11 protein-coding genes are annotated in these 13,284 nt (G+C 70.6%); 7 read left to right on the top strand and 4 right to left on the bottom strand.

The window, feature by feature from the left end:
• Positions 1 to 47: 47 nt before the first annotated feature.
• The gene (locus tag VZL07_RS17595; protein WP_426756712.1) at positions 48 to 839 is read right to left on the bottom strand and encodes a J domain-containing protein; all 792 of its coding nucleotides are present in this window, start codon (positions 837 to 839) and stop codon (positions 48 to 50) included.
• Between the two features lie 187 nt (positions 840 to 1,026).
• Between VZL07_RS17595 and VZL07_RS17590 the strand changes: the two genes are divergently transcribed.
• The 3 genes from VZL07_RS17590 (at position 1,027) to VZL07_RS17580 (ending at position 5,797) form a co-directional block, all read left to right on the top strand.
• Positions 1,027 to 3,675 (top strand): M1 family aminopeptidase, encoded by a 2,649-nt coding sequence (locus VZL07_RS17590; RefSeq protein ID WP_426756711.1) that lies wholly within the window; start codon positions 1,027 to 1,029, stop codon positions 3,673 to 3,675.
• 249 nt (positions 3,676 to 3,924) lie between these two features.
• Positions 3,925 to 5,475 carry a PAS domain-containing sensor histidine kinase gene (locus VZL07_RS17585; protein ID WP_426756710.1) on the top strand — a complete coding sequence of 517 codons (1,551 nt, stop codon included), beginning with the start codon at positions 3,925 to 3,927 and terminating at the stop codon, positions 5,473 to 5,475.
• A gap of 154 nt (positions 5,476 to 5,629) precedes the next feature.
• Complete coding sequence (locus tag VZL07_RS17580; protein ID WP_162295036.1) at positions 5,630 to 5,797, top strand: hypothetical protein; 168 nt, start codon at positions 5,630 to 5,632, stop codon at positions 5,795 to 5,797.
• A gap of 13 nt (positions 5,798 to 5,810) precedes the next feature.
• Here VZL07_RS17580 and VZL07_RS17575 read toward each other — a convergent pair whose 3' ends face one another.
• Entirely contained in the window at positions 5,811 to 6,356 is a 546-nt protein-coding gene (locus tag VZL07_RS17575) for a TspO/MBR family protein (RefSeq protein WP_426756709.1), read from the bottom strand.
• A gap of 126 nt (positions 6,357 to 6,482) precedes the next feature.
• On the opposite strand from VZL07_RS17575, the gene VZL07_RS17570 reads away from it, so the two are divergent.
• Entirely contained in the window at positions 6,483 to 7,037 is a 555-nt protein-coding gene (locus VZL07_RS17570) for a DUF924 family protein (RefSeq protein WP_426756708.1), read from the top strand.
• Positions 7,038 to 7,040: 3 nt separating this feature from the next.
• Here VZL07_RS17570 and VZL07_RS17565 read toward each other — a convergent pair whose 3' ends face one another.
• Together VZL07_RS17565 and VZL07_RS17560 are read right to left on the bottom strand one after the other, a co-directional pair.
• Positions 7,041 to 7,814: a ferritin-like domain-containing protein gene (locus tag VZL07_RS17565; RefSeq protein WP_426756707.1), complete on the bottom strand. Its 774-nt coding sequence runs from the start codon at positions 7,812 to 7,814 to the stop codon at positions 7,041 to 7,043.
• Position 7,815: 1 nt separating this feature from the next.
• Positions 7,816 to 9,021 carry a hypothetical protein gene (locus VZL07_RS17560; RefSeq protein ID WP_426756706.1) on the bottom strand — a complete coding sequence of 402 codons (1,206 nt, stop codon included), beginning with the start codon at positions 9,019 to 9,021 and terminating at the stop codon, positions 7,816 to 7,818.
• A gap of 275 nt (positions 9,022 to 9,296) precedes the next feature.
• Here VZL07_RS17560 and VZL07_RS17555 point away from each other — a divergent pair, with 275 nt between their 5' ends.
• From VZL07_RS17555 to VZL07_RS17545, 3 genes are read left to right on the top strand one after another with little or no spacing between them, the layout of a single operon-like run.
• The gene (locus VZL07_RS17555) at positions 9,297 to 11,669 is read left to right on the top strand and encodes a CHASE2 domain-containing protein (RefSeq protein ID WP_426756705.1); all 2,373 of its coding nucleotides are present in this window, start codon (positions 9,297 to 9,299) and stop codon (positions 11,667 to 11,669) included.
• Positions 11,670 to 11,695: 26 nt separating this feature from the next.
• Complete coding sequence (locus VZL07_RS17550) at positions 11,696 to 12,286, top strand: SH3 domain-containing protein (RefSeq protein WP_426756704.1); 591 nt, start codon at positions 11,696 to 11,698, stop codon at positions 12,284 to 12,286.
• Positions 12,283 to 13,278 carry a M48 family metalloprotease gene (locus VZL07_RS17545; protein WP_426756703.1) on the top strand — a complete coding sequence of 332 codons (996 nt, stop codon included), beginning with the start codon at positions 12,283 to 12,285 and terminating at the stop codon, positions 13,276 to 13,278. The genes VZL07_RS17550 and VZL07_RS17545 overlap by 4 nt, the downstream gene beginning before the upstream one ends.
• Positions 13,279 to 13,284: the final 6 nt, after the last annotated feature.

Below are 13,284 nucleotides of genomic sequence, written 5' to 3'. Positions count from 1 at the left end.
GCGCGGAGGCGGGCCTCGGCGCGCGGGCCCGTGACGACCAGGCGTGCTCAGCGCCCTCCGGAGAGCGCGTGCTCCACCTCTGCCCACGCGTCCAGGATTTCGCGCGTGCGGAGCTCGGCGAGCGCGTGGAACTCGGGGGCCAGGTGCGCCACCTTGTCCGGGTGGTACTGCGCGATGAGCGCCCGGAAGGTCCGGCGGGCCTCGTCCGGGGGTGTGCCCGGGGCGATGCCCAGCACCGTCCAGGGGTCCTTTTTCGGGGGCTCGGGCGGAGGCACCCGCGTGCCCCGGGGCGGCGTGGCCTCGTCATCCCACGAGGGCGAAGCGCGCGTGCCCGTGGCGCGGGCGCTCGGGCCGCTGCTGGCGGGCCTCGGCGGCGAGCGGGGCGCGGGCTCCGCGCGGCGACGCCCGGGGCGCTGGGCCGGGTCTGGCGGAGGCACGCGCGAGGTGAGCCTGCTCAGCGCTTCTTGCAGGAACCAGAGGTCCTCCAGCGGTGTCCCGTGCTTGCGCACCACCGCGCAGGGGCGGCCGTCCCGCAGCAGCAGGTAGCCCGTGGCCGCCGCGTAGGCGTCATCCCGGTTGTCCGGGTGGAGCCGGTCCCCCAGGTCTCCCAGCGGGTCCCTCCACATGCCCTCGGTGGTGCCTTCGTCGGCCACCAGCACCTGCGACAGCACGTCGCCGTGGAGCCGCTCCAGCGTGGCGAAGGGCTCGCGTGACTCTGGAGGCCGCATGGCCGCGCCATGCCGGACGCCCGTCACCAGGAGCAACCCCCGCGTCGAGTCCACCCGGGTGAAGAGCTGCTGACGCACGTTCCTGTCGGAGAAGAAGAGGACCCACTGCACGGTGGTCAGAGCCTACCCGGTCCACGACGCCCCGCGTGCGGCCAGAAACATGTCACACGCACCCCAGCGGAGCGGGCTGCCTATCGGCCGTCGTCTTTATGACTTCGTCGATACATGACGCTCATTGGCCCCCAGGTGCACTCCTTCTCGACGGTGGCACGGGCTTGCGGAAGAGTCCCGGGTGTCCATGCGCTGCTGCCACCGTCACGCCTCCGAGTCGATTCCTTCCGGCCCCCATCCCTTTTCCCTCCCGGGCGCCACCGAGCACTACGCCGCCGAGCGCCCGGTCCGCGCCGAGCACGTCCGCATCGAGGTGGACCTCGACTTCGACTCGCAGCGCATCACCGGCCTCTGCACCACGCGGGTCTCCGCCGTCCGGTCCGTCCACACCATCACCTTCGATGCCGTGGACCTCGACGTGTCCGACGTCCACGTCGACGGACGCGCCGCGCGCTTCTCCAACTCCGGCGCCCACGTCCGCGTGGAGCTGCCCTCACCACTGGCCGCCGGACACGCCTGCGAGGTGGCCATCCGCTACACGGCGCGGCCCCGCCGCGGCCTCTACTTCTGGGCCCCCGACGCCGCCTATCCCCACCGCCCGCGCCAGGCGTGGACGCAGGGCCAGGACATCGACGCGCGCGCCTGGTTCCCCTGCCTGGACACGCCCGCGCAGAAGGCCACCACCGAGGTCATCGCCACCTTCCCCGAGGCGATGACGTCCCTGTCCAACGGCACCCTGGAGAGCGACCGGTTCCACGACGGACGCCGCACCCAGCACTACCGGATGGCGCAGCCGCACGCGCCGTACCTCGTCACGCTGGTGGTGGGCGAGTTCGAGGAGGCCACCGACACCGCCGGCACCGTGCCGCTGCGCTACCTCTTTCCCAAGGGCCGCAAGGAGGACGCCCTGCGCTGCGTGCGCCGCACGCCGGAGATGGTGCGCGTCTTCCAGGAGGTCACCGGCGAGCCCTACCCCTGGAGCAGCTACGCGCAGGTCTTCGTCACCGACTTCATCCTCGGCGGCATGGAGAACACCTCCGCCACCAGCCTCACCGACACCGTCCTCCACGACGCGCGCGCCCAGCCGGACTACAACGCCGAGCCGCTCATCTCCCACGAGCTGGCCCACCAGTGGTTCGGTGACCTGCTCACCTGCCGCGACTGGCCGCACGGCTGGCTCAACGAGGGCTTCGCCACCTGGTTCGAGATGCTCTGGAAGGAGCGCGCCGACGGGCGGGACGAGGCCGACCAGCACCGGCTCGTGGACCTGGAGGCCTACCTGGGCGAGGTGCACGAGCGCTACGCCCGCCCCATCGTCGCGCGCCGCTTCCACGCGCCCATGGATGTCTTCGACCGGCACCTCTACGAGAAGGGCGGGCTCGTCCTCCACGAGCTGCGCCGGCGGCTCGGCGACGACCTCTTCTTCAAGGGCCTGCGGCACTATGTCGCGCGCCACCGCCACGGCTCCGTGGAGACGGTGGACCTGGCCCGCGCCTTCGAGGAGGCCACCGGCCACAACCTGGATGCCTTCTTCGACCAGTACGTCTTCGCTCCCGGGCACCCGGAGCTCAAGGTCGAGGTCCGCTACGACGCCGAGGAGGCACGGCTCCGCGTCCACGTGCGCCAGACGCAGTCCACGGAGAGCGGCGTGCCGCTCTTCCGCCTCCCGCTGGACGTGGCGCTCACCGTGGACGGCCGCGACACCCTCCACCGGCTGGAGGTGACGGACGCGGAACACGCCTTCCACCTGCCCTGCCCCACCGCCCCCACGCAGGTGCGCGTGGACCCCCGCCGCGACGTGCTCGGGACCCTGACGGTGGACAAGTCCGCCGGCCTGTGGAGGGAGGAGCTGCGCGCCGCCCCCGAGATGCGCGCACGCACCGAGGCCGCCACCGCGCTGGGCAAGGACGGCGGCTACCGCGCCGTGGAGGCCCTGGGGACGGCGCTCGAGGACACGCGGCTCTTCTGGGGGACGCGCGCCGCGTGCGCGAAGTCCCTGGGCCGCATCCGCACGCCGGAGGCCCGCGCGCGCCTGCTCGCCGCGCTCGCCACCGAGCACCCCCGCGTGCGCCGAGCGGTGGTGGCCGCGCTGGGAGAGTTCCGCCGGGACGCGGAGGTGACGTCGCGCCTGCGCGCGCTGGTGGAAGGCGGCGACGCCAGCTACTTCGTGGAGGCGGAGGCCGCCCGCAGCTACGGCAAGGTGCGCGCGCCGGACGCGCTGGCCGTGCTGGAAGCCGTGGCCACCCGCCCCTCGTACCAGGACGTCATCGCCGTGGGCGCCGTGGACGGCCTCGCTGAATCCCAGGACCCGGCCGCCTTCTCCGTCGTCCTCGCGCGCACGGCCTACGGCCACGCGGCGCCCCTTCGCCGCGCCGCCACGCTCGCGGTGGCGAAGCTGGCGGAGGTCGCCGGCCGCAAGCGCGAGGCGGTGGACCTGCTCACCGAGCTGCTCCGGGACCCCCTCTTCCGCGTCCGGATGGGCGTCTTCGAGGCGGCGCGCACCCTGGGTGACCGCCGGCTCATCCCCGCCCTGGAGCAGACGCCCTTGCTGGACGCCGTCGCCCGGCGCGCGGCCCGTGAAACGGTGCGCTTCCTGCGCGAGGGCGAGCCCCAGGCGAAGGAGCTGACGTCGCTGCGCGAAGAGGTGGACCGGCTCAAGGAGGAGACGCGTGCCCTGCGCGAGCGGCTGGAGGTCCTCGCGTTGAAGTCCCCCGAGCCGCCGCGCTCACGCGGCGGGGCCGCGAAGCCGAGGTCTCCGCGCAAGCAAGCCACGCCGCGCGCGAAGTCTGGCGCCCGGAAGGCAACGTCACGAGGACAGCGGCCCAAGCGGCGATAGCCATACCGGCGCCCCCAAGCCAGGGCAACGAGGCCGGCTGCTCAAGCATCGGTTGCCGGGCGCATGCCCGCTCGGCCGCCCATCCTGCCTGGCGTGCACCCAGGCCCCATGAGCGTGGGAGGCGCGGGCTGTGCCTCCAATGCCTACTTGTAAGGAAAGGGACACACCCTCCACATATCGCGTCGAGGTGTTTCAAGGCCCCATTCCAGGACGCCGGCCCCATGAGCCAGCGCGCCTTTCGAGGAGAGTATGGCCGGTGCTGCCATAGACGAGCTCAGTGCGTGGCTGGATGCCGCCGTGGACCCGTTCGTGGCCTGCGACGCACGTGAGAACGTCTGCTTCCTCAACGCCGCCGCGGAACGACTGCTGGGCTGGAAGCGCGAGGAGCTCCTGGGTCAGCCCGCGGCGTGGCTCTTTCCCAAGCGGCTGCGGGAGCACGGGGGAAAGAGCCTGCTGCGCCACCTGCTCTCCCGCCGGGCCGCGCTGGGCGGACGGGCCACCCGCGTGCTCGCGTGCCGGAAGGACGGCGCGGAGGTCCTGGTGGAGCTGACGGTGGGCGCCTCCGGCCAGGGCCCCGATGAGCGCATCGCCCTCAACTTCCGCCGCTTGCACGAGGTCATCGACATCGTGGACGAACCCGTGGAGCGCGCACTGCCCCGGCACGAGACGGAGAGCGTGGGCGGCGACGCGCTCTTCCGCACCGTCGTGGAGCACGCGCCCCTGGGCATCTTCTACTTCGACCGGAGCGCCATCATCATCGCCTGCAACGAGCTGTTCGTGCGCATCATCGGCTCGCCCAAGCGCGTGCTCGTCGGCCTCAACCTGCTGTCGCTGCGGGACGAGAACATCCTCCACTGCGTCCGCGAGACGCTGGCGGGCCACACCTGCGACTACGAAGGGGAGTACCGCGCCATCACCTCTGGCAAGAAGACGCCCGCCCACATGCGCTTCGTGCCCTGCTTCAACAGCGCCGGCCAGGTCGAGGGCGGCATTGGCATCGTCGAGGACATCTCCGAGCGGCGCCGCGCCGAGAGCGAGCGCGAGCGCCTGTACCGCGAGGCCCAGGAGGCCATCCGCGTGCGCGACGACTTCCTCTCCATCGCCTCGCACGAGCTGAAGACGCCCCTCACCCCCCTGAGCCTCCGGCTGGCCACCCTGGAGCGCCGGCTGGAGCGCGGCGAGCGCGTGGACCCCTCCACCCTGCGCCACACGCGCATGCACCTCTTGCGCATCACCAGCCTCATCAATGACCTGCTGGATGCCTCGCGCATCGAGGCGGGACGGCTCGCGCTGCACCCGGAGGCCACCCGGCTGGAAGGCCTGGTGGCGCACGTCCTCCGGAGCCTGGAGCCCCAGCGCGGCGACCACACGGTGCACTTCGAGGCGCCCGAGCATCCCGTGCAGGTGAACGTGGACCCCTTCCGGATGGAGCAGGTCTTCTCCAACCTGGTGGAGAACGCCTTCAAGTACAGCCCGAACGGGGGCACCGTCCGCGTGAGCCTGCGCCAACACGGCGGGCTCGCGCTGCTGTCCGTCTCCGACGAAGGCATCGGCATCCCGCCGGACCAGCAGAAGCTGCTCTTCGACCGTTACTTCCGGGCGCGCAACGTCTCCGCCCGCTCCTTCGGCGGGCTGGGCCTGGGGCTCTACATCAGCCGGGACATCGTCGAGCGCCATGGAGGCCGCATCTGGGTGGAGAGCGAGCCCGGCCACGGCTCCACCTTCCACGTCGCCCTGCCGTTGATGGCCGGCGCTCCCGCGCAGCCTCCGGCGGAGACACCGGAACAGCTCATCCACTGAAACTCCGCCACCCAGGCTTCCGCAAAAATGACAGGGGTGGCTGTCTTCCATTGGCCAGCAGGCCGGGGGAAGCGCCTGGATTCGCACGCTTCCGGCGCTGGCATGGCGGCTGCTCTACCGGTGGGCGGAGGATGGATTCCCACGGAGGGTGACCATGACGACCGACACGCCTGCTTGGACCCGTGACAACGAAGGCTGGCTCGTCCGCGTGAAGGTGGGCGGGCGCATCCAGGAGGTGCGCTGCACCACCGAGAGCCAGGCGCGCTACTTCGCCACCGTGCTGGCGATGAACCCGCCCAAGCCCTCGAAGCTGCGCAACTAGCCTGCGGGTGGGCTCACGGGTTGAGCCGGACGATTTCGGCGTTGAGCACGTTCGCGAAGCCCACCCAGCCCAGGTACGGCGCCACCATCCAGGCCGCGGGGCGGTCCACGTCCCGGGTGGCGGCGACGTAGGCCGTCACGCTGCCCAGCAGCGCCACGTTGTCCGCCAGCGCCCGTCGCGGCTGGTGTCTGCCGAAGAAGAGCCAGGACCAGGCGGCGTTGAAGCCCAGCTGCACGCCCCACCAGGCCAGGGCCTTGGAGCGCGCGGGCCCGGCGGGCGCCGTCCACACGCGCCAGCCGGAGAGGGCGATGAGGCCATACAGCACCGTCCAGACCGGACCGAAGGCCTTCGCGGGCGGCTGGAAGGCGGGCTTGCGCAGACGCCGGTACCAACGCGAGTCCGCCGAGCTGACCCGGGCGCCCAGCGCCGCGGCGCCAAAGGTGAGGGCGCCGAAGATGCCCAGCGCCACCGCGGACTCCTTGCGCAACGTGGGGTTGAGGGCCGTACGCCGCACCGGGCCAGGCATCGTCCGCGTCGTCGGTTCCACCGTCCAGTCCATCCGCGTCCTCCCGTGGCGGCAGCACCGCCAGTGTCGGGTGGAAGGTGGTACCGGAGGCCGCTGGCCGCCACCCCGGCTGGCGCTGGGGTACAAGGTGGCTTCCCCTCATTGACGGAGAGGCGTCTCATGGCGAGCGCAGAGGAAATCCTCGGCTTCTGGTTCGGTCAGCCGCGCGAGCGCTGGTTCGCGCGGAACGAAGCCTTCGATGACGAATGCAGGCGACGCTTCCTCCCCGCTGTCGAGCGCGCCGCCGCGGGTGAGCTGGACGACTGGCGGGACGAGGCCCGCAGCTGCGTGGCCCTGCTCCTGCTGCTGGACCAGTTCCCACGCAACCTCTTCCGCGGCACGCCCCGGGCCTTCGCCTCGGACGCGCGAGCACGCGAGGTGGCCCGGCACGCGCTGGCCCGGGGCCTGGACATGACCCTGCCGCCGCTGTGGCGGTGGTTCATGTACCTGCCCTTCGAGCACAGCGAGTCCGTCAATGACCAGCGGCTCTCGGTGGCACTGTTCGAGGTGCTCGCGCTGTACCACGCGGACAGCCGCGAAGCGCTGGACTACGCCCGGCAGCACCGGGACGTCATCCAGCGCTTCCGCCGCTTCCCCCATCGCAACGTGACGCTGGGGCGCCCGACGACCCCGGAGGAGTCCGACTTCCTCCAGGAGCCGGGCTCGGCGTTCTGAGCGCTACGCCGGCGGCTGCGCGCCCGCGCGCTCCTCGCCCATGTCCCCCCTGCGCGCCTCCACGCTGACACCCGCGGACAGCCAGCCGCGCACCCACTGGAGGTGCTGCACCTCCGAGTCCAGCGCGAGCTGGAAGCGGTCCGCGAGCGTGTCGTGCCCCAGGCTGCGCGCCAGGTCGATGAGCATCTCCCAGGAGGCGTTGTCCGTCAGCTCCGCCACCAGCAGCCCTTCCAGCGACTGGCGCAGGTTGGCCCTCGGGTCCGCCATGAGGGAGGGAATCCCCTGGGAAATCACATACGTCACGTCCGCGCTGGGGGTCATCGCCGTGGGGTCGGCGCCCAGCGTCTTCATGGCGTCGGTGAGCATGAGGAAGTGGGACAGCTCGTCGTTGTAGATTTTCTCCAGGCCCTCACGCGTGGGGCCTCCCTCCCAGCTGCCGTAGACCTCGAGCTTCGCGAGCGCGCCCTCGTAGAGCCGGGTGCCGGTGCGCTCGAAGGCCAGCCGCGCACCGAGCTTGTCGATGAAGACCGTGGGCTTGGCGCCCTTGATGGCGTCCATGGCCGTCTTCGCCACGCCCTTGAGACTGGCGGGGGGCGGCACGCTCCCGATGCCCTCGGATTCCTGCGCGTAGATTTGCCGCACCTTGAGGATGAGCGAGCCGTCTCCCAGGTGGCTGGGCTGGCGCTTCTGCGCCTCCTCGGTGATGTCCGCGCTGTCAATGGGCGAAGTCGCCACGCCCGTCCGGTTGCGTCCCATGTCGCTGGTGGTCGTCTTCATGTCAGTGAACCTTCTTTCCCTCGAACGTCGAGCCCATGCGCGGGGTGCGCGCGGCGAGCTCGGTGCCCGGAATCCATTTGTAGCCAGCGGCCACCGTCTCGGACGGTGAGCCATCGGAGTTGAGCTGGTCGCGCCAGACGAACGAGCGGTGGTCGCGCGGCAGCTCCGCGCTGCGCACATAGTCCGGTCCGTTGGACATGAGGTCCTCCTCCTGGTTCAGCGTCTTGCGGACGAAGTCGCGGTGCTCCTTGAAGCCGATGGGCTCCGGCAGCGTGGCCGGGAGCACCTCGGCCGCGTCACGCTTCTCCACGCGCTGGAAGATTTCCTTCACGTAGTGGAGCTGCCCCAGCTCGTAGTCCAGGAAGCGCTGCCAGATTTCCTTGATGCGTGGGTTCTTCTCGAAGGCCACGCACGAGTAGAAGTTGTAGACCTCACAGGCCTCGTGCAGCAGCCACTTCTCCAGCAGCGACTCGCCCGGGTCGAGCAGCGACTCGTACATGGAGGTGTGCTGCTCCTCGATGGACGCAATCTCCGCGTAGAGCTGGCGGGCGACCGGGTCGGTGAAGAAGGGACCGACGGTCATGTAGTAGTCGTGCGTCTGGTTCTCCGACGCGGTGATGCTCATCGCGTGGAGCTTCGTCAGCGGGTGGGCGGAGGCCTTGTCGTAGGGACGGCGCAGGTCATCCAGCGGATAGCGATGCTCCACCGAGGTGGGCCGGCCCGGAATGATGTCCGTGTAGGACTGGGTGATGTTGTTGGGGTCCAGCCCCTCCAGCCGGTCGTACAGCGCGGAGTAGCGGTAGAGGTGGTCGAAGTCCTCGAGCAGACCGAACCGGTACGTCTGGGCCAGGTAGGGGTCTGGCTCACGCATGGCCACGCTGGCCGTCACCTCGATGGCGACCTGCTCGAAGCCCAGGGTCGTCTCCAGCGGTGTCTGGTCCGGAGGGTTGAGCCAGTTGATGAGCGTCTGCTCGTACTGCTCCACGCGGCGAATCAGCGCCAGCGGCTCCCGGAGGTCGCGGTTGATGCGGGCAAAGGCGTGCTTCGTCCGCAGCGCGTCCGACATGATGCCGTTCATGTAGATGACGCACACCCGGGTGAAGGCGTCATCGTCCAGCTTGCTGTAGGGACGCCGGACCAGGTCCTTCCAGGTAAAGACCTGTCGGTCGAGCGGAACGCCTTTTTCTTGGAAGATATCCAGTGCCACGTCTGACTCCTTTGCTGCGTGTGGACTTGCGAATGAGCGGGTCGAACCGAAGGCAAAGGTCCGGATGGGGGAGACGCCCGGCAAACCCCGCATGTGCTTCCGCATGGGCGACGCAGGAGATGCCAGAGGCTCGCCCGGACGGCTGCTGCTTCGCGGCGGGGCGAGGCATCACGGCCGCCGGGCCCCCGCGGCGAGGCCCCACGCGCGACAGGTGACTGCCCAGCCTCCGGCCACTGGGGTAGTGTGCCCTCCAGCACGCTTCGCAAGAGGGGGCTGTGGCAGGCGAGCGCTGGAAGACGGTCCGTTCACGGTGGCGGGACCACTGGCGGTTGATGCTCGGCGTGGCGGTGCTGGCCACGACGCTGGCCGCGGCGTGGCAGCGGTTCGACGCGCAGCTGGGCGGCTTGCTGGAGGAGGCCGAGCGCTCCGCGTACGACGCCGCCGTCACCCGCTTCACCGAGCGGCGTGAGGCGTCCACGCAGGTGGTGCTGGTCACCATCGACCAGCCGAGCCTGGAGCGCATCCGCGCCAACCCACAGTACGCCCTCAACTTCGGAAGCTGGCCCTACAGCCGGAACCTCTGGGCGCGCGTGGTGGAGCAGCTCGAGGCCGAGGGCGCGCGGGCCATCGTGTTCGACGCGGTGATGGACGAGCGCGGCTCCGACGAGTCCATGGACCTGGCCTTCGCCCAGGTGCTCCGGGACACGTCCACGCCCTTCTTCCTGGGCGTATCCACCCACGCGGACGCGGCGCCGCTCCCCCAGGCCGACTTCCAGGCGGCGTCGCCACCCCAGGCGCCCCAGGTCCCCGTCGTGGCGGTGGACGCCCCCGCGGCGGGCGAGGAGACCTTCCCGGAGGAGGCGGGCGCGGAGACGTTCCTGGAGGCGACCCTGCCGTCCGTCACGCCCGCGCAGGTGGCCCGCGCGGTGGCGTTCCCCGTGCGCGTGACGGGCCGGGCGCTGCCCACGCTCCACTATGAGACGTCCTCGGGGGAACGGCTGCCCAGCCACCCGGTCCCGCCCATCCCCGTGCTGGTGGACGCGGTGGATGGCTTCGGGCTGGTGGACCCGGAAGCGGACGCCGACGGGTTCATGCGCCGCACGCGCTTCGTGTACTCGGACGGGCCCAACGCCTTCGCCACGCTGCCGGTGCGCGTGGCCGCGAGCCTGCTGGGCGCCAGCGCCGTCGAGCTCTCCGAGCGGACCCTGCGCCTGGGCTCACGCACCTACGCCGTGGACGCGGACGGCGGCGCGGGCATCGACTTTGGCGGGCAGCTACACGACCGCTTCACGAGCGTCTCGCTCATCACCGTCCTCGACGCCTGGGTGCACCGGAGACAGGGCCAGCCCACGGGGCTGCCGCCGGACGTGTTCCGGGGCAAGGTGGTCATCATCGGTGGCAACGCGGTGGGGCTCAACGACGTCAAGGCCACGTCCTTCTCCGCGCATGAGCCGGGCGTGGTGAAGCAGGCAGCGGTGCTGGACACGCTGCTGGGGGATGGCCGCTTCATCACCCGGGCACCGCTTCCGGTGAGCCTGGCGCTCGTCTTCGGGGTGGCGCTGGTGTCGGCGGTGCTGTTGATGACGACCCGCTGGACGCCGCTGGAGATTGCGTGGCCCCTGGGGCTCTACGTGGGCATGAGCTGGGTGACGGGTCCCCTCCTGGGGATGACGAACACCTACGTACTCACCGCCCTGCCCGCGCTGGCGGGCGTGCTGGCCAGCGTGAGCGCGGTGGCCTTCAACCACCTGGTGGCCAACAAGGAGGCGGCGTTCATCCGCCAGGCCTTCAGCCGCTTCATGGAGCCGAAGCTCGTGGAGCAGATGATTGCCCAGCGCGAGCTGCCCCGGCTGGACGGCGAGAATGTCGAAATCACCGCCTTCTTCAGTGACATCCGGGGCTTCTCCACCTTCAGCGAGCGCTTCAAGGACGACCCGCGCAACCTGGTGCGCCTCCTCAACACGTATCTGACGCGGGTGAGCGCGGCGCTGCTGAAGGAAGGTGGGTGCCTGGACAAGTACATCGGCGACGCCGTGGTGTGCCTCTTCGGTGCCCCGATGCGGCAGGCGGACCATGCGCTGCGCGCCTGCAAGGGGGCGCTCGCGGCGAAGGCGGCGGTGGACCGGCTGCGCGAGGAGTTCCGGGCCCAGGGCCTGCCGGACATGTACACGCGCATCGGCCTCAACAGCGCGGTGAACTTCGTGGGCAACTTCGGCAGCGAGCAGCTCTTCAGCTACACGGCCATTGGAGACGGGATGAACCTGGCCGCGCGGCTGGAGGGCGCGAACAAGGCGTATGGCACCGTCATCATGATAGGGCCACGCACGTACGAGCTGGCGCGCGAGTACATCGAGGCGCGGGAGCTGGACCGGGTGCGCGTGGCGGGCAAGACGGAGGCCGTCACGGTGTACGAGCTGCTCGCGCTCAAGGGCGGCGTGGATGCGCGCACGCGGGAGACGGTGGCGCGCTACCACGAGGCGCTGGCGCTCTACCGCGAGGCGCGATTCGACGAGGCAGCGGCGGTGCTGGAGGCGCGTTACGCCGAGGACCCGGACGACGGGCCCACCCAGGCGCTGCTCGCGCGCTGCCAACGGTATGCGAAGGCCCCGCCGCCGGACTTCGACGGCGTGGCGAACCTGGACAAGTGAGCGGTGCTGAAAGGAGCCGGGGAGACATGGGGATGAAGACACGGGCCGCGTGGGCCACCGCCGTGCTGACGTTGGGCATTCCGGCCGTGGCCTCGGCCGTGAAGGTCGGTGAGCCGCTGTACGTGAAGGCGAAGAACACGCGCGTGCTGGCGAGCCCGTCCGGCTCGGACAACGCGGTGGCGGTGCTCCAGCCCGGCGAGCAGGTGACGTGGGGCGGCGCGCACGCGAAGCACAAGCAATGGCACCGGGTGACCACGGCCACCGGGAAGGAGGGCTTCGTGTTCCAGACGAACCTGTCCACCACACCACCCAACATGGAGCTGGTGACCGACGGCGGAAGCCAACAACGGGTGGACCCGAAGAAGTTCGTCGCCAGCGGGGCCGCGGTGAAGGCGCTCAGCCCGGGCGCCGAGCGCTACGGCAAGGACAAGGGCGGGGACCACGGCCAGGCCGTCGACGACATCAAGGCGCTCGAGACGCTGGCGAAGGGCGTGTCGACCGAGGACATCGCCGCGCACGTGGCCGCGGCCGGGCTCTTCCCCGTGGTGGGGGCCAGCGCCAAGGTGGCTGCGACCTCGACGAAGTCGGCGACGAAGAAGCGGAGTGGCAACCGATGATGCGAACGGGACTGAAGGTGCTCGCGCTGGTGGGACTGGGCGCGCTGAACGCATCCTGCCGGAGCTTCAACCCGCGGGAGCTCATGCGGCCCGAGAACCTCGTGGAGACCGCCAACACGGCGGTCGCCGCGGTTCAGGACGCGAACCGCTGCGAGAAGCTGCATGCGAACCCGAGCGTCCAGGAGGAGTACGCCCTCGGAGGTGCGCTGGCGATCCACTTCGTGCAGCGCGGCGGCGGGCTGATGCTGGAGGGCCAGGGCCAGGCGCTGCACCGCTACCTCAACACCGTCGGAAAGAACCTCGCGGCCCAGTCCGCGCGCCCCACGCTCGAGTGGACCTTCGGCGCGCTCGAGGACACGTCCCAGTTCAACGCCCTGTCCGCGCCCGGTGGCTATGTCTTCGTCACCCGGAAGCTGCTCCAGGGCCTGGAGAACGAAGGGCAACTGGCCGGCGTGCTGGCACATGAAATCGCCCACATCACGCTCAAGCACGCCATCCGCCACTACGGCGAGGTGAAGGTCGGCACGTGCAAGCTCGTCACCCTCGGGGAGGCCGGCATCCCCGACGACTGGTTGGCCATGCTGAACGCGAGCATGGCGGGAGACGGGACGCTGGACCTGGACAAGAAGCCCGACCTGCTCGGCTACCTGAGCGAGAAGACCATCGGGCTCCTCGACAAGGGCAACGCCCGGGAGCAGGAGTTCGAGGCGGACCGGGTCGCCGTCGAGCTGATGCTGTCCGCGGGTTACAAGCCGGAGGACTACCTGGCCCTGCTCGCCAAGACGCAGGACGAAGGGGGCTTCTTCGCCAACCACCCGGGCAAGGACGACCGCAAGGCGCGCATCGTCGCCCACCTCCAGACGCTGAAGAAGCCCGACGGCGACTTCAGCGGACTGGCCACCACGGGGCTCCGCTCGCCGCCGCTCGGTCCGTCCTTCGCCGCGGTGCGCGGAGGAAGCAGCACCCGCGGCGTGGCGAAGGACGCGAACTAGCGCGGC

The sequence above is a fragment of the Pseudomyxococcus flavus genome (genome assembly GCF_050038885.1).
GTDB classification, from domain to species: domain Bacteria; phylum Myxococcota; class Myxococcia; order Myxococcales; family Myxococcaceae; genus Myxococcus; species Myxococcus flavus.
Note: the sequence above shows the minus strand (reverse complement) of the source record. Positions and strands in the feature narration are given on the sequence as shown.